Raw genomic sequence first — 20,128 nt, forward strand, 5'->3', positions numbered from 1 at the left:
ATCGACACGACCATGAAAATCTCGACCAAGCGCGTCCTGGCCCCGGCCGCCCTCGCCTGCGCTCTCGTCGTGACCGGCATATCTCCGGCCCCAGCACCACTCATTACCTCGGACGAGTGGTCTACACCATAGGAACGGACGGCGTGTGGACCCTGGTCAGTACCTCCGGCCGGCAGCGGGACATCTGCGCCGAACTGGCCTAGCCGGAACCGGTGCAGGAAGCCCCCGGATCCCGTGAGGGTCCGGGGGATTCCCCGTGCGGGAACGGTCCGGCGTCGGGGGTCTCAGTGCCCGTAGAACACCCGCTCGAACACCGCGCGGGCCTTGCGGGTGGTCCGCAGGTAGTCCTCCTCGAGGCGGCCGGCACCGCCGTGGCCGTAGCCGCACCAGCGGGCCACCGCCTCCAGGTCCCCCCGCTTGGAGGGCAGGGCGTCGGAGGGCCGGCCCGTGCGCAGGACGTTGCCGTTGCGCACCGCGGTGGCCAGGCGCCAGGCGGCGGCCAGAGCGGCGGCGTCCTCGGCCGTGACCAGCCCGGCCTCCTCGGCGGCCCGCAGGGCCCCCAGCGTGCTCGTGGTCCGCAGGCCCGGAACCCGGTGGGCGTGCTGGAGCTGGAGCGTCTGCACGAGCCACTCCACGTCCGAGAGCCCGCCCCGGCCCAGTTTCACGTGCCGGGAGGGGTCGGCCCCCCGGGGCATGCGCTCGTTCTCCACCCGCGCCTTCATCCGGCGGATCTCCAGCAACTGGCGCTCCGTGAACTCTGCCGGATAGCGCCGGGGGTCGATCACGCGGCGGAACGCCTCCGCCAGGTCGTCGCTGCCGGCCATGGGCATCGCCCGGGTGAGGGCCTGGAACTCCCAGGTCTGCGCCCACCGGGCGTAGTACTCGGCGTAGGAATCGACGGAGCGCACCATGGGACCCTGCTTGCCCTCGGGCCGGAGGTCGTTGTCGATCTCCAGCACGCGCTCCGCCACGATGGGCGGGGTGCACGGTGCCTTGAGCAGCTGGACCATCCGCTGCAGCAGGACCTCGGCCTGCTCCCGGGCCGCGGCCGGATCCGCGTCGCCGACCGGGCCGTAGACGTACATCACGTCGGCGTCCGAGCCGTAGCCGATCTCCCGGCCGCCCTGCCGGCCCATCGCGACCACCAGGACCTCCGCGAGCCGGCCGGACCGGTCGTAGACCTCGCGCTCGGCGACGTGCAGGGCGCCCAGGATGCAGGCGCGGTCGATGTCGGACAGCGCCGCGGCGACCTGCTCGACGTCGAGCAGCCCGGAGGTGTCCGCGAGCGCCACGCGCAGCTCCTCGCGGCGGCGGATCAGCCGGATCATCCGGACGGCCTCGCCGGAGTCGGGGTGGCGTGCCATCTGGGAGCGGATCTCGCTCCACATGGTGTCGAAGGGGACCGGGCAGAGGTCGTCGTCCTGGCCCAGCCAGGCGGTGGCCTCCGGGGAGTTCTCCAGCAGGTCGGCGACGTAGCGGGAGCTCGAGAGGATCTGGCACAGCCGCTCGGCGGCGGCGTTGGAGTCGCGCAGCAGCCGCAGGAACCAGGGGGTCGTCCCCAGGGACTCCGAGAGCCGCCGGAAGCCCAGCAGGCCGGCGTCGGCGTCGACCCCGTCCGCGAGCCAGGACAGGAGCACGGGCAGGAGGGTCCGCAGGATCTCGGCACGCCGGCTCACCCCACGGGTGAGCGCCTCGATGTGCCGCACGGCGGCCTTCGGGTCCCGGTAGCCCAGCGCGGCGAGCCTGTCCCGCACCGACTCCGGCGAGAGGCTGGTCTCGGTCTCGGGCAGGTGCGCCAGCGCGGCGAGCAGCGGCCGGTAGAAGATCCGCTCGTGCATGCCCCGCACGCTGCGCTTCACCTTGCGCCACTCCTCGAGCAGCGACTCAGCCGAGGGGCGCGCGGTGTCCGCCGCGCCCCGCAGCGAGCGGGCGATGATGCCCAGCTCCCGCTCGCCGCGCGGCATGAGGTGGGTGCGGCGCAGCCGGAAGAGCTGGATGCGGTGCTCGAGCAGGCGCAGCCAGCGGTAGTGGGCGTGGAACTGCTCGCTGTCGCCGCGTCCGATGTAGCCGCCCTCGGACAGGGCGCTCAGCGAGTCGGTGGTGGCCTGGGTGCGGACCCGCTCGTCGGTGCGCCCGTGCACGAGCTGGAGCAGCTGGACGGTGAACTCGACGTCGCGCAGGCCGCCCGGACCCAGCTTGATCTGCCGCTCGGCCTCGGCGGACGGGATGTTGTCCGTGACCCGGCGGCGCATGGCCTGCACCGACTCGACGAAGCCCTCGCGCGCGGCGCTGCTCCACACGTACGGCTGGATGGCCGCCCGGTAGGACTCCCCGAGCTGCGGGTCCCCGGCGATCGGCCGGGCCTTGAGCAGGGCCTGGAACTCCCAGGACTCCGCCCAGCGCTCGTAGTAGCGCACGTGCGACTCCAGCGTGCGCACGAGCGGCCCGTCCTTGCCCTCGGGGCGGAGGTTGGCGTCCACCTCCCACAGCGGGGGCTCGGCCGCCCGGGCCATGATCGCCCGGGCGGTGCCCGCGGCCAGGGCCGTGGCGATGGTCGTCGCCTCCGCGCCGTCCGGTCCGGGGCCGTCCTCGTCGGAGCCCCCGTCCGCCGGGCCGTCCACGGCCATGACGTGGACGACGTCGACGTCGGAGATGTAGTTGAGCTCCCGGGCCCCGCACTTGCCCATCCCGATGACGGCGAGCCGCACCCGGTCGACGAGCTCGGGCGCCCAGCTCTGCGCGGCCTCCGCGCGCGAGACGGCGAGGGCGGCCTCGAGCGCCGCGGCGGCGAGGTCCGCCAGCTGCCGGCCCACCGCCGGCATGTGGTCGGCGGGATAGAGGGCGCCGACGTCACGGATCGCGATGCGGGTCAGCTCCCGGCGGTAGGCGACGCGCATCGCGGTGTAGGCCTCGTCGCCGGTCGGCCCGGCCACCGGGGTCCGGGCCGCCGGGTCCGCTCCCACCGCGTGCAGCAGGGCCGTGCGGAACTGCTCCGCGGGGATCTCCTCGGGCTCGGCGGCAGCCGGCTCCTCGAGCAGGTCGAGCTGCTCCGGCCGGCGCAGCAGGAACTCGCCGAGGGCCTCGGAGGCCCCGAGCAGCCGGAACATGGTCTCGGAGGCCTCCGGACCGGCGTTGATCCGCTCGGCCAGCTGGGGCGAGCCCTCCAGCAGCCGCACGGTCAGCTGCAGGGCGACGTCGGGCGAGGCGGCCAGGGCGAGCCCCTCCAGCAGCCGGTCCACGTCCACCCGGACGAGCTCGGGGAAGCCGAGCCAGCGCTGGGCGTTGCCCGTGTCCGCGAAGCCGACCTTGATGAGCCGGCCGGAGGCGATGGGGTCCGTGGGGGCCGTCGACTGGGGAGGGTGCGTCATGACTGGCTCCGTCCCGGCCTCACAGGATGCCGAGGTTGTTCTTGAGCTCGAAGGGGGTGACCACGCGCCGGTAGTCGTTCCAGTCGCGGCGCTTGTTGCGCAGGAAGTAGTCGTAGACCTGCTCCCCGAGCAGCTCGGCCATGAACTCCGACTCCTCGGTCTCGCGGATGGCGTCGTAGAGGCTCGAGGGCAGCGGGTTGTGGCCGAGGGCCCGGCGCTCGGCCGAGCTCATCGCGGCGACGTCGTCCAGCTCCACGGGCGGCAGCTCGTACTCCTTCTCGATGCCCTGCAGTCCCGCCGCGATCAGCGCGGCGTAGGAGAGGTACGGGTTCGTGGCGGAGTCGATGCCGCGGTACTCGATCCGGGCGGCCTGCACCTTGTCCGGCTTGGACAGCGGCACCCGCACCAGGGCGGAGCGGTTGTTGTGCCCCCACGACAGGTAGGAGGGGGCCTCTCCCCCGCCCCAGAGCCGCTTGTAGGAGTTGACGAACTGGTTGGTGACCGAGGTGAACTCCGGGGCGTGCCGCAGGATGCCGGCGATGAAGTGGCCGGCCGTGCGGGAGAGCCGGAACTCGGAGCCGCCGTCGAAGAAGGCGTTGGTGTCCCCCTCGAACAGGGAGAAGTGGGTGTGCATCCCGGAGCCGGGGTGGTCCGTGAAGGGCTTCGGCATGAAGGTGGCGTAGAGCCCCTGGGAGAGCGCGACCTCCTTGATCACCGTGCGGAACGTCATGATGTTGTCCGCCGTCTGCAGGGCGTCGGCGTAGCGCAGGTCGATCTCGTTCTGCCCGGGGCCGGCCTCGTGGTGGGAGAACTCCACGGAGATCCCGACGGCCTCCAGCATGTTGACGGCCTTGCGGCGGAAGTCCTGCACGACGCCGCCCGGCACGTGGTCGAAGTAGCCCTCGTGGTCGACCGGCACCGGCTGCCCGTCGGCGGCGAGGTCGGCGGACTCGAGCAGGTAGAACTCGATCTCGGGGGCCGTGTAGCAGGTGAAGCCCATGTCCGAGGCCTTCTCCAGGACGCGCTTGAGCACGCCCCGCGGGTCGGAGGAGGAGGGCTCGCCGTCCGGGGTGAGGATGTTGCAGAACATGCGGGCGGTGGGCTCGGTCTCCCCCCGCCAGGGCAGGATCTGGAACGTGGAGGGGTCCGGCTCCAGCAGCATGTCCGCCTCCGAGACGCGGGACAGGCCCTCGATGGAGGACCCGTCGAAGCCGAGCCCCTCCTCGAAGGCCGCCTCGACCTCCGCCGGGGCCAGGGCCACCGACTTGAGAGTGCCCACGACGTCCGTGAACCACATCCGCACGAAGCGCACGTCTCGCTCCTCGATGGTCCTGAGGACGAACTCCTGCTGACGGTCCATGGCTGTCTTCCTCGTCTTCCTGCCCGCGGCTGCGGCCGCCCGCGTGTGCCGTGCCGAACGGGCACTCCTGTTGTCCTGCCCACTCTAACGCGCTGGCCCCGCCCGCCCGCCGGGCGCGCGGGACCCGCCGGTTAGGCTGGGCCCATGACCCAGGAGACCCCCCGCCCGGAGCCGGGCGCGCTCGACGTGCGCCGGGTGCGCACCCACCACCTGCGCGAGGCGAAGCGCCGCGGCGAGAAGTTCACCATGCTCACGTGCTACGACGCCCTGACGGCGGCGATCTTCGACGCCGCCGGCGTCGACACGCTGCTCGTCGGGGACTCCGCGGGCAACAACGTCCTGGGCTACTCGACCACCCTGCCCGTGACCGTGGACGAGCTGCTGCCCATGTGCCGGGCCGTGTCCGGGGCCGCCGAGCGCGCGTTCGTCGTCGTCGACCTGCCCTTCGGCTCCTACGAGGCCTCCCCGGAGCAGGCGGTGGCCACCGCCGTGCGCTTCCTCAAGGAGGGCGGCGCCCACGCGGTGAAGCTCGAGGGCGGGGCCTGGTTCGCCCCGCACGTCCAGGCCATGGTCCAGGCCGGGGTGCCCGTCGTGGCGCACCTGGGCTTCACGCCCCAGAGCGAGCACGCCCTGGGCGGCTACCGGGTGCAGGGCCGCGGCGACGCCGCGCAGGCCCTGGTCGAGGACGCCCGCGCCCTCGAGGACGCCGGGGCGTTCTGCCTGGTGCTGGAGATGGTCCCGGCCGAGGCCGCCGAGGCGGTGGACGCCGCCGTGGACGTCCCGACCGTGGGGATCGGCGCGGGAGCCGGGACCACGGGGCAGGTCCTCGTGTGGCAGGACATGCTGGGCCTGCGCCGCGGGCGGACGCCCCGTTTCGTCCGGCAGTACGCGGACCTGCACGGCGTGGTCACCGAGGCCGTGGGCCGCTACGTGCAGGACGTGCGCTCGGGGACCTTCCCGGGCCCCGAGCACAGCTTCTGAGCACCGTCCGCGCCGATCAGCCCTCGTCGAAGGCGCGGTCCTCCTCGTCCCACTTCCGGGTGCGCTCCGCCGCGGTCTTCAGGGCGTTCTGCGCCTCCTGGCGGGTCGCGTAGGGGCCGAGCAGCTTGCGGTAGTCCGACTGCGGGCCCTCCTCGACCTCGTGGGTGTAGACGTTGAACCAGAACTCGCTCATGACCTCTCCTCTCCCGGACCGCCGGGGCGTCCTCGACCGGGCCGGGCCGGGCCCCGGCGCGTTAGGGTAGATCCTAGGCCCGGACCGGCCCGGACGGGGCCGGCACACCCGATCCAGGAGGTCCAGACCCCCGTGCCCACGCACAATCTCACCGCCCCCGGCAGCACCGCTCCCGTCGGAACGCTCGCCCCGGGGTCCCCGACCCCCGGACGACCCGTCCCCGCGTCCATCCCCCGGCCCGAGTACGTGGGCCGGGACGAGCCCGACGAGGGCCGGGGCGGCAACGTCTACCCACCGGAGGAGATCGAGCTCATCCGGGAGGCCGGCCGGATCGCGGCACGCGCCCTGCAGGAGGCCGGTCGGGCCGCCGTGCCCGGCGCCACCACCGACGAGCTCGACCGGATCGCCCACGAGTACATGTGCGACCACGGCGCCTACCCGTCCTGCCTCGGCTACCGGGGCTTCCCGAAGTCGATCTGCACCTCCCTCAACGAGGTGATTTGCCACGGCATCCCCGACTCCACCGCGCTCGAGGACGGGGACATCATCAACCTCGACGTCACGGCCTACAAGAACGGCTTCCACGGCGACACGAACCGGATGTTCCTCGTGGGGGAGGTCGACGAGCAGTCCCGGCTGCTGGTGGAGCGCACCGAGGAGGCGCTGAACCGGGCCGTCAAGGCGGTCCGGCCGGGCCGCGAGATCAACGTCATCGGCCGCGTGATCGAGAAGTACGCCCGGCGCTTCGACTACGGCGTGGTCCGCGACTTCACCGGCCACGGCGTGGGGCGCGAGTTCCACTCCGGGCTCATCGTCCCGCACTACGACGCCGCGCCGTCCTACTCCACCCTCATGGTCCCCGGCATGGTCTTCACGATCGAGCCGATGCTGACCCTGGGCACGATCCAGTGGGACCAGTGGGACGACGACTGGACGATCACCACCCGGGACCGGATGCGCACCGCGCAGTTCGAGCACACGATGGCGGTGACCGAGGACGGCGTGGACGTCCTCACCCTGCCGTAGCCCCTGCCGTAGACTGCGCACTGATCACACGACCACGGCACCCCGGGAGGACCGCCCCATGACCACACCAGACCGCGACGTCGCAGCCGTACCGAGCCGCCGCGTCATCGGCATCGACTTCGGCGGCACCGGGACCAAGGGCGGGATCGTCGACCTGGACACCGGTGAGCTCGTGGGCGAGCGCTTCCGCATCCCCACCCCGCGCCCGGCCACGCCGGAGAAGGTGGCGGAGGTCGTGGAGCAGATCGTCGCGGAGCTGCAGTCCCGTCCCGAGGCCCCGGCCCCGGACTCCCCGGTGGGGATCGTGTTCCCGGCGATTATCAAGGAGGGCGTCGCCCTGTCCGCGGCGAACATCGACAAGTCGTGGATCGGCACGGACGTGGACGCGCTGATGACCGAGCGCCTGGGCCGGCCCGTCGAGGCCCTCAACGACGCCGACGCGGCCGGTCTGGCCGAGGCGGTCTACGGCGCCGGGCGCGGGATCAGGGGACTGGTCATCGTGATCACCCTGGGCACCGGGATCGGCTCCGCCCTGATCCTGAACGGCAAGCTCGTGCCCAACGCCGAGCTCGGCCACCTGGAGATCGACGGCCACGACGCGGAGACCAAGGCGTCCGCCTCGGCGCGCGAGCGCGAGGACATGCCGTGGAAGCAGTGGGCGACCACCCGGCTGCAGCGCTACTTCGGACACGTGGAGTTCCTGTTCTCCCCGAACCTGTTCATCGTGGGCGGCGGCGTGTCGAAGAAGGCCGACAAGTTCCTCCCGTTCCTCGAGCTGCGCACGCCCGTGAAGGTCGCCGAGCTGCGCAACAACGCCGGGATCGTGGGCGCGGCCCTGTGGGCCGGGATCCCGCACGAGCCGGAGAGCTGAGCCCGGCCCCTCCGACGACGACGCCCGGGCGCCTCCGCGAGGAGGTGCCCGGGCGTCGCCGTCGACGGCGGTGCTCGGACGGGCCGGGGCAGAAAAAACCCGCCGAAGGCCGCGGCTTCCCCTCCGCAGCCCCCGGCGGGAGCCTGTTGTGGTCCTTACTCTACGACCCTCGTCCGGCCTGCGGCAAGAGACACGCCGGGGCATGTCAACGCGGCGCGGCGTGCGCTCAGAGCAGCCTCGGCTGGGACACGCCGTCGAGGCTTTTCGCCCGGGACCGGCGGCCGGTGCGCTTCTTCGCCCCGCTCCCCACGGGTTCCACGGTGGCGGGGATCGTCTGCTGCCCGGACTGCTCGGCCTGCTGCTGGCGCAGGAGGTCGATCGCCTGCTCGAAGTCCCCGAGGCCGTCGAAGGCCTGGTAGACGCTCGCGAAGCGGAGATAGGCCACCACGTCCAGGCGGCGCAGCGGGGCGAGGATCGCGAGCCCCACCTCGTGGGCCTCGATCTCCGCGGCGCCCATCGCGCGGATCGTCTCCTCGACCTCCTGGGCGAGCATCGCGAGGTCGTCCTCGCTCACCGGCCGCCCCTGGCACGCCTTGCGCACCCCGTTGACGATCTTCTGCCGGTCGAAGGGCTCGGTGACGCCGGAGCGCTTGATGACGGAGATCGTCGTCGTCTCGAGCGTGGTGAACCGGCGGCCGCACTCGGAGCACTGGCGGCGGCGGCGGATCGCCGTCCCGTCGTCCGTGGTGCGGCTGTCCACGACGCGGGAGTCGGTGTGACGGCAGAACGGGCAGTGCACGGTCGGATCAGCCCCCGGTGCGGATCGTGATGGCCCGCCCGTGCGCGGGCAGGTCCTCGGACTCCGCCAGGGCCACGACGTCCTCGCCGATCTCGGCGAGGGCCTCCTTCGAGTACTCCACGACCTGCACGGCCTTCAGGAAGGAGGTCGTGGACAGACCCTGCGTGTGCACGGCCGTGCCACCGGTGGGCAGCACGTGATTGGACCCGGCGGCGTAGTCGCCCAGTGGAACGGGGCTGTAGGGGCCCACGAAGATCGCGCCGGCGTTGCGCACCCGGGCGGCGACCTCCTGGGCGTCGGCGGTATGGATCTCCAGGTGCTCCGCGGCGTAGGCGTCGGCCACGGCGATCGAGGCGTCGAGGTCGTCGGTGAGCACGGCTCCGGACTGCGGCCCGGAGAGTGCGGTCGCGACCCGCTCGCGGTGCCTGGTGCAGGGCACCTGCACGGCGAGCTCCGCGGCCACCCGCTGCGCGAGGTCCGGCGAGTGGGTGATGAGCACGGACCCTGCGGCGGGGTCGTGCTCGGCCTGGGAGATGAGGTCGGCGGCGACGTAGGCCGGATCGGCGGTGTCGTCGGCGAGGACGGCGATCTCGGTGGTGCCGGCCTCGGCGTCGACGCCCACGACCGAGCGCAGCTGGCGCTTGGCCGCGGCCACGTAGACGTTGCCCGGGCCCGTGACCGTGTCCACCGGCTCGAGGACGTCCTCGCCGTCGGTCACGCCGTGGGCCATGGCGGCGAGCGACTGGGCCCCGCCGATCGCCCAGACCTCGTCCACGCCGAGCAGGCCGGCGGCGGCGAGGATCGTGGGGTGGGGCAGCCCGCCGAACTCCTTCTGCGGCGGGCTGCACAGGACGATCGAGCCGACCCCGGCCGCCTGGGCCGGGACGACGTTCATCACCACCGACGAGGGGTAGACGGCCAGTCCGCCGGGGACGTACAGCCCGGCCCGGCGGACGGGGGTCCACCGCTGGACCAGGACCGCGCCGGGGGCCACCTCGATGCGGGCGTCGGCCGGGCGCTGCGCCGCCGCGAAGGCCCGGGTGCGCTCGATCGCGGTCTCGAGGCCGTGGCGCACCGCGGGGTCGAGACCGTCGACGGCCCGGCGGATCTCGGCGGGGTCCACGCGCAGCCGCTGCTGCTCCACCCCGTCGAAGCGCTGGGCGTACCGGCGCAGGGCGACGGCGCCCTCCGTGCGCACGGCCTCGATGATCTCCTCCACGGCCTGCTGGGCCGAGGCGAGCGACGTGGGGCTCTGCCGGGGCACGACCGCCCGCAGCTCGGCCCAGGACAGCCGCCGGCCGCGGAGGTCGATCGTGCGCAGGGCGGGAGTCGTGGTCGTCTCAGCAGTAGTCACGCTGTCCATGGTATTCCACCGCACCGCCCCGCCGGGGCCCGGGTCTTGCGCTCCGCGGCCCGGTCGGCTAGACCTCCAGGCAGGTGGGGCCCAGCAGCACCTTGAGGTCCCCGAACAGGGCCGGCGAGGGGTTGACCCGCAGGTCCGGGCCCAGGCGCAGGACCTGCACCTTCTGCCGGGTCTCCAGGTGGATGCGCACCTCGGAGTCCCCGCGGTGGTTGCGCAGCACCGCCCCGATCTCCTTGACGGTGGCCTCCGTGGCGCGGAACTCGGGCAGCGCGATGAGCACGGGTCCGCTGTGCCCGTCGGCCGTGAGCTCCGGCACGGTCAGCTCCTGGGCGGAGATGGTCACCGACCCGTCGTCCCGGCGCTGCAGCCGGCCCTTGATCACGCAGATCAGGTCCTCCGCGAGCACCCCCGCGATGGGGGCGTAGGCCTTGCCGAAGAACATCACCTCGATGGAACCGGTCCGGTCCTCGAGCTCCACCCGGGCGTAGGCGTTGCCCGAGGTCTTGGCGATCCGCCGCGAGAGGGACGTGATCATGCCCGCCACGGTCACGACCGCGCCGTCGGGCCGGCCGTCCTCCCCGAGCAGCGGCTGGATCGAGGTGTCGGCGTACTGGCCCAGCGCCTCGTCGAGCCCGCGCAGCGGGTGGTCGGAGACGTACAGGCCCAGCATCTCGCGCTCGAAGGCCAGCAGGTCCTTGCGCTCCCACTCGGGGACGTCGGGCACCGCCACCGTCAGCGACGTCGTGGGGTCGTCCTCGTCCAGGCCCATCCCGCCGAAGAGGTCGAACTGTCCCGCGGCCTCCTGGCGCTTGACGGCGACCGTGGCGTCCACGGCCTCCTCGTGGCACAGCACCAGGCCCCGCCGGGTGTGGCCGAGCCGGTCGAAGGCGCCCGCCTTGACCAGGGACTCGATCGTGCGCTTGTTGCACACCACCGCGGGGACCTTGGCGAGGAAGTCGTTGAAGGACGTGAAGGCGCCCTTCTCGTCCCGCGCATCCACCATGGCGCCGACCACGTTGGCGCCCACGTTGCGCACCGCGCCCATGCCGAAGCGGATGTCGGTGCCGACCGGGGTGAAGTTCAGCGCGGACTCGTTGACGTCCGGGGGCAGCACGGTGATGCCCATCCTGCGGCACTCGGTGAGGTACAGGGCGAGCTTGTCCTTGTCGTCGCCCACCGAGGTGAGCAGCGCGGCCATGTACTCGGCCGGGTAGTGGGCCTTGAGGTAGGCGGTCCAGTAGGACACGAGCCCGTAGGCCGCGGAGTGGGCCTTGTTGAAGGCGTAGTCGGAGAACGGCAGGAGGATGTCCCACAGGGCCTTGACGGCGCCCTCCGAGTACCCGCGCTCCACCATGCCCCCGTGGAAGCCCGCGTACTGCTTGTCCAGCTCGGACTTCTTCTTCTTGCCCATGGCGCGGCGCAGGATGTCCGCCTGGCCCAGGGTGAAGCCCGCGACCTTCTGGGCGATCGCCATGACCTGCTCCTGGTAGACGATCAGCCCGTAGGTGGTGTTGAGGATCTCCGCGAGCGGCTCCTCGAGCTCCGCGTGGATCGGGGTGATCTCCTGCTGGCCGGTCTTGCGCAGGGCGTAGTTCGTGTGCGAGTTCGCGCCCATCGGCCCCGGCCGGTACAGGGCGATGACCGCGGAGATGTCCTCGAAGTTGTCGGGGCGCATCATCTTGAGCAGCTGGCGCATGGGCCCGCCGTCGAGCTGGAACACCCCCAGGGTGTCCCCGCGGGCCAGCAGCTCGTAGGACTCGGCGTCCTCCAGGCCCAGGTTCTCCAGGTCCAGGACGAACCCGTCCTGGTTGAGGGTGATGTTCTCGAGGGCGTCGGAGATGATCGTCAGGTTGCGCAGCCCCAGGAAGTCCATCTTGATCAGTCCGAGCCCCTCGCACGTGGGGTAGTCGAACTGCGTGATCACCTGGCCGTCCTGCTCCCGTCGCATGATCGGGATGATGTCGATCAGCGGGTGCGAGGACATGATCACGCCGGCGGCGTGCACGCCCCACTGCCGCTTGAGGCCCTCGAGCCCCTCGGCGGTCTCGAAGATCTTCTTCGCCTCGGGGTCCTGCGCCAGGACCTCGCGCAGCTCGTCGGCCTCGCCGTGGCGCTTGGCGCTCTCGTCGTAGACGTCCTTGAGGGAGATGCCCTTGCCCATCACGTCCGGCGGCATGGCCTTGGTCAGCTTCTCCCCCATGGAGAAGGGGTAGCCGAGCACGCGCGAGGAGTCCTTGAGGGCCTGCTTGGCCTTGATGGTGCCGTAGGTGACGATCATGGCCACGCGCTCGTCCCCGTACTTCTCGGTGACGTAGTGGATCACCTCCGCGCGGCGGCGGTCGTCGAAGTCGACGTCGAAGTCGGGCATGGACACGCGGTCCGGGTTGAGGAAGCGCTCGAAGATCAGCCCGTGCTCGAGGGGGTTCAGCTCGGTGATGCGCATGGCGTAGGCCACCATGGACCCGGCCCCGGAGCCACGGCCCGGGCCCACGCGGATCCCGTTGTTCTTCGCCCAGTTGATGAAGTCGGCGACCACCAGGAAGTACCCGGGGAAGCCCATCTGCAGGATGATGCCCTTCTCGTAGTCCGCCTGGCGCTGCACGTCCTCGGGGATCCCGCCCGGGAAGCGGTGGTGCAGCCCCTTCTGCACCTCCTCGACGAACCAGGAGTCCTCGTCGTGGCCCTCGGGGGTCGGGAAGCGGGGCATGTAGTTCGCGGAGGTGTCGAAGTCGACGCTGCACCGCTCCGCGATCTCCAGGGTGTTGTCGCAGGCCTCCGGGAAGTCGCGGAAGAGCTCGCGCATCTCGGCCGGGGACTTCAGGTAGAACTCGTCGGCGTCGAACTTGAACCGCTTGGGGTCCTGCAGGCTGGAGCCCGACTGCACGCACAGCAGCGCGGCGTGGGACTTCGCGTCCTCGGCGTGGGTGTAGTGCAGGTCGTTGGTGGCCACGAGCGGCAGCTGCAGGTCCTTGGCGAGCTTCAGGAGGTCGCCGGTGACGTTCTTCTCGATCGCGAGGCCGTGGTCCATGAGCTCGCAGTAGAAGTTCTCGGGCCCGAAGATGTCGCGGAACTCCGCGGCGGCCTGGCGGGCCTCCTGGTACTGGCCCAGGCGCAGCCGGGTCTGGACCTCGCCCGAGGGGCAGCCCGTGGTGGCGATCAGGCCCTTGCCGTAGGTGCTGAGCAGCTCGCGGTCCATGCGCGGCTTGTACAGCTGGCCCTCGAGGGAGGCCAGGGACGAGGCCCGGAACAGGTTCTGCATGCCCTGCGTGGTCTCGGCCAGCAGGGTCATGTGGGTGTAGGCGCCGCCGCCGGAGACGTCGTCGCGGCCGCCGTCGGCGAACTTCACGCGGGTGCGGTCCGAGCGGGCGGTGCCCGGGGTGAGGTACGCCTCGACCCCGATGATCGGCTTGATCCCCGCGTTGCGGGCCTTGTTCCAGAAGTCGAAGGCACCGAAGACGAAGCCGTGGTCGGTCGTCGCGAGGGAGGACATCCCCATCTCGTGGCAGGCCTCGAAGAGGTCGTCCAGGCGTGCCGCACCGTCGAGCATGGAGTACTCGGTGTGCACGTGCAGGTGGGTGAAGCTGTTCTTGCCGGTAGCCGTCGTCACCCGACCAGTGTAGTCGCCCGCACCGACCGCTCCGCGTCGCCGGGGCCGTGCCGGGTCAGGCCGGCCCGCCGTCCCGCAGGCTCTCCAGGGCGAACGAGAGGTCCGCCGGGTACGGGCTCCCGAACTCGACCGGCTCCCCCGTCCCGGGGTGCTCGAAGCCGAGCCCCTTGGCGTGCAGCCACTGCCGGGTCAGGCCCAGTCCGGCGGACAGCGCGGGGTCCGCACCGTAGGTGAGGTCCCCGCAGCACGGGTGGCGCAGCGCCGAGAAGTGCACGCGGATCTGGTGGGTGCGCCCGGTCTCCAGGTGCACCTCGACGAGGGTCGCGCGCCCGAACGCCTCGAGCACCTCGTAGTGGGTGACCGCGTGGCGCCCGCCCTCGACCACGGCGAAGCGCCACTCGTAGCCGGGGTGGCGCCCGATCGGGGCGTCGACGGTCCCGCGCAGCGGGTCCGGCAGGCCCTGCACCACGGTGTGGTAGACCTTCGTGACCGTGCGCTCCTTGAAGGCCCGCTTGAGCGCGGTGTACGCGCGCTCGGTGCGGGCCACGACCATCAGCCCCGACGTGCCGACGTCGAGCCGGTGGACCACGCCCTGCCGCTCCGGGGCCCCGGAGGTGCTCACGGCCACGCCGGCCCCGGCCAGGGCGCCGACCACGGTGGGGCCCCTCCAGCCCGGCGACGGGTGGGCGGCGACCCCCGGCGGCTTGTCGATCACCACGATGTCGTCGTCCAGGTGGACCACGCGGAAGTCCTCCACCAGCTGCGGGACGATCCGCGACGGGTCCTCGGGGACGGGGACGTGCACCGTGAGCGTCTGGGCGGCCTCCACCCGGAAGGACTTGGTGACCGGGCGCCCGCGGTGCAGCACGCGCCCCTCGGCGCAGAGGCCGGCGGCCGCGGAGCGCGAGAGACCCGTGAGGACGGCGACCGCGGCGTCCGCGCGGTGGCCCTCCAGCTCGGGCGGCACGGTGAAGCGCTCGACCGTGTGCTCGGTGGTGTGCTCGGGCTCAGGCACGGGTGCTCTCCTCCCCCGGCGCGGTCCCGAGCCGCTCGGCGGCGCGGGTGCCGTCGAGCTCCCGGCCGAGCAGGGTCAGGAGCACCACGAGGCACACGCCCACGACCACGCCGCAGTCGGCGACGTTGAAGATCGCGAAGCGGGGCACGGCGATGAAGTCGACCACGTGGCCGACCGCGAATCCCGGCTCCCGGAGGAGGCGGTCGGTCAGGTTGCCGAGGGCCCCGCCCAGGACGAGGCCGAGCGCCAGGGCCCACGCGGCCGAGCGCACCCGGCGCAGGGTCAGCACGATCACGACGGAGACGACCGTCATCACGATGGTGAAGAGCCAGGTGACGTCCTCCCCCAGGGAGAAGGCCGCCCCGGGGTTGCGGATGAACTGCCACCACAGCAGGCCCTCGACCACCGGCGTCCGCTGGCCGGGCTCCATGGTGGCCACGACCCACCACTTGGTGAGCTGGTCGAGGACGTAGACCAGCAGGGCGGCGGCCGCGGCCACGAGCAGCACGCCGCGCGGGGCCGCGCGGCCGGTCGTGCCCGCGGGGGCTTCGGGGTGCTCGCTCATGCTCTCCTCGGGAGGGGTCGGGTGGCGGGGCCGGTCACGGGCCCCGCTCCATGGTGCCACGTCCCGCCGGGCGGGCACGGGCCGGGACGACGACGGAGGGACCGGCCGCGTGGCCGGTCCCTCCGTCGGGGCTCTTCCGCGGGGAGCGGGGCTCAGGCCTCGCGGGCCGGAGCCGCGGCGGAGACCCCGTCGGCGTCCGCGGCGGACACGGGCTCGAGGGCCGGTGTGGTCTCGAGGTCGTGCAACTGGTCCTGGATGAAGCCTCTGAGGCTGTCGCGGTAGTCCTGCTCGAAGCCGCGCAGCCCGGCGACCCGGCGCTGCAGCTCGGCCTCCTCGTCCCGCAGGGCGGTGAGGGTCTCCTCGCGGGTCCGCCGCGCGTCCTCGACGAGCTCCTCGGCCTGGACGCGGGCCTCGGCGACGAGCCGGTCGCGCTCGGCGGTGCCCTCGGCGACGTAGTCGTCGTGCAGCTTCTGCGCCATCGCCAGGACACCGGCGGCGGACTGCGCCGCCCCGGTGGCCGGGGTGGTCTCCGCCACGGCCGGGGCGGCCGGTTCGGCCACGGGCCCCGCGGACCGCGCCTCGATGGGCTCCGCGCCGGCGGGCCGCTCGTCGGCCGGGTGCTCGGCGGCGGCCGGGCCCGGCTCGGAGCCCGCCGAGGGCGCGGCGTCCCGGGGTGCGACGGGCCGGCCGGCGGTCTCGAGCTGCTGCTTGAGGTCCGCGTTCTCCTGGTTGAGGCGGCGCAGCTCCACGACGATCTCGTCGAGGAAGTCGTCGACCTCGTCCTGGTCGTAGCCCTCCCGGAACTTCGTGGGCTGGAACCGCTTGTTGATGACGTCTTCGGGCGTCAGGGCCATGGGTGCATTCCTCCTGGGGCGGGGCGCGGGCGCGGCCCGCGACGGGGGTTCCGTCCGACCGGGGCAGGGCCCCGGCGGGTCGTGCGGTTAAAGGGTACAGGCAGGGCGGGACCGGCTCAGATCAGCAGCGAGCCGACGATGCCCTGGACGATGCTGACGGCGAAGATCAGGATGAGGAACCCGAGGTCCAGCGCCACCCCGCCGAAGCGCAGCGGCGGCACGACCCGGCGCAGCCACCGCATGGGGGGATCGGTGACGGTGTACACGGCCGAGGCGCCCACGAGCGCCATCCCGTGGGGCCGCCAGCTGCGGGCGAACATCTGCACCCAGTCCAGGACGAGGCGGGCGAGCAGCGCCACGTACACGAGGTGCAGGGCGAGGTAGAGCAGCGAGAGCAACAGATCCATCGGTCAGCCTCAGTCCTCCGGGTGGTCGTCGGACCCGTCCTCGCCGTCGCCGCCGGCGGGGTGGCCGACGACCTCGACGTAGGACGGGGTGAGCAGGAAGACCTTGCCGGTCACCCGCTCGATGGAGCCGTGGAGGGCGAAGACCAGGCCGGCGGAGAAGTCCACCAGCCGCTTGGCCTCGGCGTCGCCCATGTCGCTGACGTTCATGATGACGGGGGTGCCCTCGCGGAAGGCCTCGCCGATGGACTTGGCGTCGTTGTAGGAACGGGGGTGGACCGTGGTGATCGTGCGCAAGGTCGAGCTGTCCTCTCGAGAGCTGGAGGGGGCGCGTTTGATGGGGGTGACCGGCGCCCTGTACTCGGCCGACCCGCGCGGCACGGCCACGGCCGTGGACCCCTGCGCGCGGGCGTCGCGCGGCTCCTCGCGGACCGCGACGGCGGACTGGTGCTCCTGGCGGGCAGGCGTCGGGTCGTCGTAGTCCTCGTCCGTCTCGGCGAGGCCGAGATAGATCATGGTGCGGCGCAACGCTCCGGCCATGGTGCTCTCCTTGACTGTCTGTGCGGATATCGGCGGTGGGGGAAGTTCCGGGATCCTCGGACCGCCCGGCACCCGTCGTGCTGCACGGATCGCGGTACGGCCCTGGCCCCGCGGGGCCGTCCTCCAAGCTATCCTACGGGCGGGCGGGGGCCGAGGATATCGGAGCCGACGCGCACGTGCGTGGCTCCCCGGGCGACCGCCTCCTCGAGGTCCTGGCTCATCCCCGCGGAGATCGCGGCGGCCTCCGGCAGGGACTGCCGCAGCTGCTCCGAGACGACCCGCAGCCGGTCGAAGGCGGGGCCGGCGGCCGCCCCCAGCGGGGCGACGGCCATGACCCCTCCGGCGCGCAGACCCTCCGTGGCGGCGATCTGCTCGGCGAGCCGGACGGCGTCCTCGGGGCGGACGCCGCCCCGGTGCTCCTCGGCGTCCAGGGACACCTGCACCAGGCAGGTGAGGTCCTGCTCCGTGCAGGGCCCGGCGGGCGCCTGCCCGGCCGCGGCCTCGTCCCGGTGCCGCAGCACGGCCTTGCCGAGGGCGGTGACCAGCGAGGCCCGGTCCACGGAGTGCACCCACGAGGCGTAGCGGACGACGGACTTCGCCTTGTTCGACTGCAGCTGCCCGACGAAGTGCCAGGCGAGGGGCGCCGGCACGAGCTCCGCGACCTCCCGGGCCTTCGCGGACGCCTCCTGGTCCCGGTTCTCCCCCACGTCGCGCACGCCCAGCCGGTGCAGCCGGACCACGTCCGCGGCGGGGAAGAACTTCGTCACGGCGATCAGCGTGGGCTGCACGGTGGCGTCGGCCGCCCGGGCCGCGCCGGCGATCCGGGCGCGGACCCGGTCGAGCGCCTCGGCCAGCTCCCGGCCGCGCGGGTCCTCCCCGCCGGCGCTCATGCCGCCCGCTCCGCCCGGTCGCCCGGGGTGCCCCGCCAGACGAGGCCGACGAACCGCCCGGAGCGGGGGTCCCGCCGGTGCGAGGAGAGCCGCTCGTTCTCGAGCGTGCAGGGCGGGCCGGCTGCCGCCGGCTCGGTCACGTCGACGCCGAGGCCGGCGAGCCGGTCCCGGGCGCCGGCGCGCAGGTCCAGCGCCGGGGTGCCCCAGGCCGTCGTGGCCGCCACGGCGGGGATCCGCCGTGCGGACTGCTCCCGCATCGCGGTGGGCACCTCGTAGCAGCTCCCGCAGACCGAGGGCCCGATCCAGGCCGCGACCCCGTGCGCGCCCCGTGCCCGCATCCGCTCCACGGTGCGCTCCAGCACGCCGTCGAGCAGCCCGCGCCGACCGGCGTGCGCCACGGCCGTGACGGGCCCCTCGGGCCCCGTGGCCACCAGGACCACGGGCAGGCAGTCGGCGACCATCACGGCCAAGGGCACGCCCGTGGCCGTGACCGCGGCGTCCGCGGTCGGCACGGCCGGGCGGTCGGGGCGGTCCGCGTCGGCGACCTCGGTGCCGTGCACCTGCTCGAGGAAGAGCAGGGAACCGCCCCCCACCCCCATCTCCCGTTCCAGGGCCGCCCGGCGCTCCCGCACCGCGGCCGGGTCGTCACCCGTGTGCAGCGCGAGATTGCCCGCGCCGCGGTCCGTGAACGCCACCCGGACGCCGTGCCCGACCTCGTCCTGCCACCAGAACACCGTGCTCCTCCTCCGTCGTGCCGCACCGGCCGTCCCGCCGGTCGTCGTGCCGCACCGGGCGGGTGGTCCCGCCGGTGCTCCCGTCCTGCCGCACGCCCCGCCGGGCGGGACGGCGTTAAAGCGCCCGGGGGCGGACGCGGTGCTCCGCGTCCGCCCCCGGGCCGGACCTCACTTCAGGAAGTCAGGGAAGTCCAGGGAGTCCTTCCGGGACGACCCGGCGGCGGAGCCGGCCTCGGCCTCGGCGGGCAGGTCGACGTCGAAGCCGGCGTCGTCGGGGACGTCGTCGTTGGCCGCCGGCTGGGCCCACCGCTGCGAGCTCACGGGCTGGCTCAGGGAGGGGGCGCCGCCGCGCTGCGGGGAGCGGGCCAGACCGGCGGGCTGGCCGGCGCCCGAGCCGAAGGCGGCACGGGTGCTCGCGGCCTGCTGGGCGGCCGCGTTGGTGTTGTTGGCGTTGGTCTCCGGGCTCACGGAGTCGAAGCCCGCGGCGATGACCGTGACGCGCGCCTGGTCGCCCAGGGCGTCGTCGATGACCGCGCCGAAGATGATGTTCGCCTCGGGGTGGGCGACCTCCTGCACCAGGCGGGCCGCCTCGTTGATCTCGAACAGGCCGAGGTCCGAGCCGCCCTGGATGGACAGCAGCACGCCGTGCGCGCCGTCGATGGAGGCCTCGAGCAGCGGGGACGCGATCGCGAGCTCGGCGGCCTTGACAGCACGGTCCTCGCCCTGCGCGGCGCCGATGCCCATGAGGGCCGAGCCGGCGCCCTGCATCACGGACTTCACGTCGGCGAAGTCGAGGTTGATCAGACCGGGCGTGGTGATCAGGTCGGTGATCCCCTGCACGCCGGAGAGCAGCACCTGGTCCGCGGACTTGAAGGCGTCCAGCATGGAGACGTTGCGGTCGGAGATGGACAGCAGCCGGTCGTTCGGGATGACGATGAGGGTGTCGACCTCGTCGCGCAGGGTCTCGATGCCGTTCTCCGCCTGGTTGGACCGGCGGCGGCCCTCGAAGGTGAACGGGCGCGTGACCACGCCGATGGTCAGGGCCCCGAGGGAGCGGGCGATCCGGGCGACCACGGGGGCGCCGCCGGTGCCGGTGCCGCCGCCCTCGCCGGCCGTCACGAAGACCATGTCGGCCCCCTTGAGGACCTCCTCGATCTCCTCGTGGTGGTCCTCCGCCGCCTGGCGCCCGACATCGGGGTTGGCGCCGGCGCCCAGGCCGCGGGTGAGCTCGCGCCCGACGTCGAGCTTGACGTCGGCGTCGCTCATCAGCAGGGCCTGGGCGTCCGTGTTGATCGCGATGAACTCGACGCCGCGCAGGCCCTCGTCGATCATCCGGTTGACGGCGTTGACGCCGCCGCCGCCGATTCCGACGACCTTGATGACGGCCAAGTAGTTCTGAGGGGTGGAGGAGTCCAATGGGTACCTAACTCGAGATGGTTCGGGGCCGGGGTCGCGAGCCGTTGCTCAACCCTTGATCGAAGGTCGAACGTCAGGCCGTCAGCTGCTTCTCCTGGCGGTTCGATGTCGAGGTCAAGCCTAACAACCGAGGGGACCGCCT

The 20,128-nt window shown here is 72.9% G+C and carries 17 protein-coding genes; 3 read left to right on the forward strand and 14 right to left on the reverse strand.

All coding sequences use genetic code 11. The features are described from left to right. Window positions 1-284: 284 nt before the first annotated feature. Window positions 285-3,368 (reverse strand): bifunctional [glutamine synthetase] adenylyltransferase/[glutamine synthetase]-adenylyl-L-tyrosine phosphorylase, encoded by a 3,084-nt coding sequence (locus RE027_RS05200; RefSeq protein WP_368807175.1) that lies wholly within the window; start codon window positions 3,366-3,368, stop codon window positions 285-287. 19 nt (window positions 3,369-3,387) lie between these two features. After that, the gene (gene glnA, locus RE027_RS05205) at window positions 3,388-4,728 is read right to left on the reverse strand and encodes a type I glutamate--ammonia ligase (RefSeq protein ID WP_368807176.1); all 1,341 of its coding nucleotides are present in this window, start codon (window positions 4,726-4,728) and stop codon (window positions 3,388-3,390) included. A gap of 144 nt (window positions 4,729-4,872) precedes the next feature. On the opposite strand from glnA, the gene panB reads away from it, so the two are divergent. Beyond that, a complete protein-coding gene (gene panB, locus RE027_RS05210) occupies window positions 4,873-5,709 on the forward strand; it encodes a 3-methyl-2-oxobutanoate hydroxymethyltransferase (RefSeq protein WP_368807177.1) in 837 nt (278 codons plus the stop codon). A 16-nt stretch (window positions 5,710-5,725) separates the two neighbouring features. On the opposite strand, the gene RE027_RS05215 is transcribed toward panB, so the two are convergent. Then, window positions 5,726-5,902: an SPOR domain-containing protein gene (locus RE027_RS05215; RefSeq protein WP_368807178.1), complete on the reverse strand. Its 177-nt coding sequence runs from the start codon at window positions 5,900-5,902 to the stop codon at window positions 5,726-5,728. A 132-nt stretch (window positions 5,903-6,034) separates the two neighbouring features. On the opposite strand from RE027_RS05215, the gene map reads away from it, so the two are divergent. Together map and ppgK are read left to right on the forward strand one after the other, a co-directional pair. Continuing rightward, a complete protein-coding gene (gene map / locus RE027_RS05220; protein WP_368807179.1) occupies window positions 6,035-6,928 on the forward strand; it encodes a type I methionyl aminopeptidase in 894 nt (297 codons plus the stop codon). Window positions 6,929-6,986: 58 nt separating this feature from the next. After that, complete coding sequence (gene ppgK, locus RE027_RS05225) at window positions 6,987-7,799, forward strand: polyphosphate--glucose phosphotransferase (RefSeq protein WP_368807180.1); 813 nt, start codon at window positions 6,987-6,989, stop codon at window positions 7,797-7,799. Window positions 7,800-8,025: 226 nt separating this feature from the next. Here ppgK and nrdR read toward each other — a convergent pair whose 3' ends face one another. The 11 genes from nrdR to ftsZ form a co-directional block, all read right to left on the reverse strand. Beyond that, complete coding sequence (nrdR, locus tag RE027_RS05230; protein WP_368807181.1) at window positions 8,026-8,598, reverse strand: transcriptional regulator NrdR; 573 nt, start codon at window positions 8,596-8,598, stop codon at window positions 8,026-8,028. A 7-nt stretch (window positions 8,599-8,605) separates the two neighbouring features. Further along, window positions 8,606-9,961, reverse strand: coding sequence for a histidinol dehydrogenase (gene hisD, locus RE027_RS05235; RefSeq protein ID WP_368807182.1), 1,356 nt, complete (start codon window positions 9,959-9,961; stop codon window positions 8,606-8,608). 58 nt (window positions 9,962-10,019) lie between these two features. Further along, window positions 10,020-13,568, reverse strand: a complete 3,549-nt coding sequence (dnaE, locus tag RE027_RS05240; RefSeq protein WP_368807183.1) for a DNA polymerase III subunit alpha — start codon at window positions 13,566-13,568, stop codon at window positions 10,020-10,022. Window positions 13,569-13,623: 55 nt separating this feature from the next. Beyond that, the gene (locus RE027_RS05245) at window positions 13,624-14,583 is read right to left on the reverse strand and encodes an RluA family pseudouridine synthase (RefSeq protein ID WP_368807184.1); all 960 of its coding nucleotides are present in this window, start codon (window positions 14,581-14,583) and stop codon (window positions 13,624-13,626) included. Then, complete coding sequence (gene lspA / locus RE027_RS05250) at window positions 14,576-15,148, reverse strand: signal peptidase II (RefSeq protein WP_368807185.1); 573 nt, start codon at window positions 15,146-15,148, stop codon at window positions 14,576-14,578. Before lspA ends, RE027_RS05245 begins: the two co-directional genes overlap by 8 nt. 152 nt (window positions 15,149-15,300) lie before the next feature. Next, complete coding sequence (locus tag RE027_RS05255) at window positions 15,301-16,002, reverse strand: DivIVA domain-containing protein (protein ID WP_368807186.1); 702 nt, start codon at window positions 16,000-16,002, stop codon at window positions 15,301-15,303. A gap of 116 nt (window positions 16,003-16,118) precedes the next feature. Beyond that, a complete protein-coding gene (locus RE027_RS05260) occupies window positions 16,119-16,409 on the reverse strand; it encodes a YggT family protein (protein ID WP_368807187.1) in 291 nt (96 codons plus the stop codon). Between the two features lie 9 nt (window positions 16,410-16,418). After that, window positions 16,419-16,946: a cell division protein SepF gene (locus RE027_RS05265; protein ID WP_368807188.1), complete on the reverse strand. Its 528-nt coding sequence runs from the start codon at window positions 16,944-16,946 to the stop codon at window positions 16,419-16,421. A 128-nt stretch (window positions 16,947-17,074) separates the two neighbouring features. Continuing rightward, window positions 17,075-17,836 (reverse strand): YggS family pyridoxal phosphate-dependent enzyme, encoded by a 762-nt coding sequence (locus RE027_RS05270; RefSeq protein WP_368807189.1) that lies wholly within the window; start codon window positions 17,834-17,836, stop codon window positions 17,075-17,077. After that, complete coding sequence (locus RE027_RS05275) at window positions 17,833-18,570, reverse strand: purine nucleoside phosphorylase YfiH/LACC1 family protein (RefSeq protein ID WP_368807190.1); 738 nt, start codon at window positions 18,568-18,570, stop codon at window positions 17,833-17,835. Before RE027_RS05275 ends, RE027_RS05270 begins: the two co-directional genes overlap by 4 nt. Window positions 18,571-18,738: 168 nt before the next feature. Beyond that, complete coding sequence (gene ftsZ / locus RE027_RS05280) at window positions 18,739-19,986, reverse strand: cell division protein FtsZ (RefSeq protein ID WP_368807191.1); 1,248 nt, start codon at window positions 19,984-19,986, stop codon at window positions 18,739-18,741. Between the last annotated feature and the right edge of the window lie 142 nt (window positions 19,987-20,128).

The organism is Kocuria sabuli (genome assembly GCF_040981185.1).
Lineage (GTDB): Bacteria > Actinomycetota > Actinomycetes > Actinomycetales > Micrococcaceae > Kocuria > Kocuria sabuli.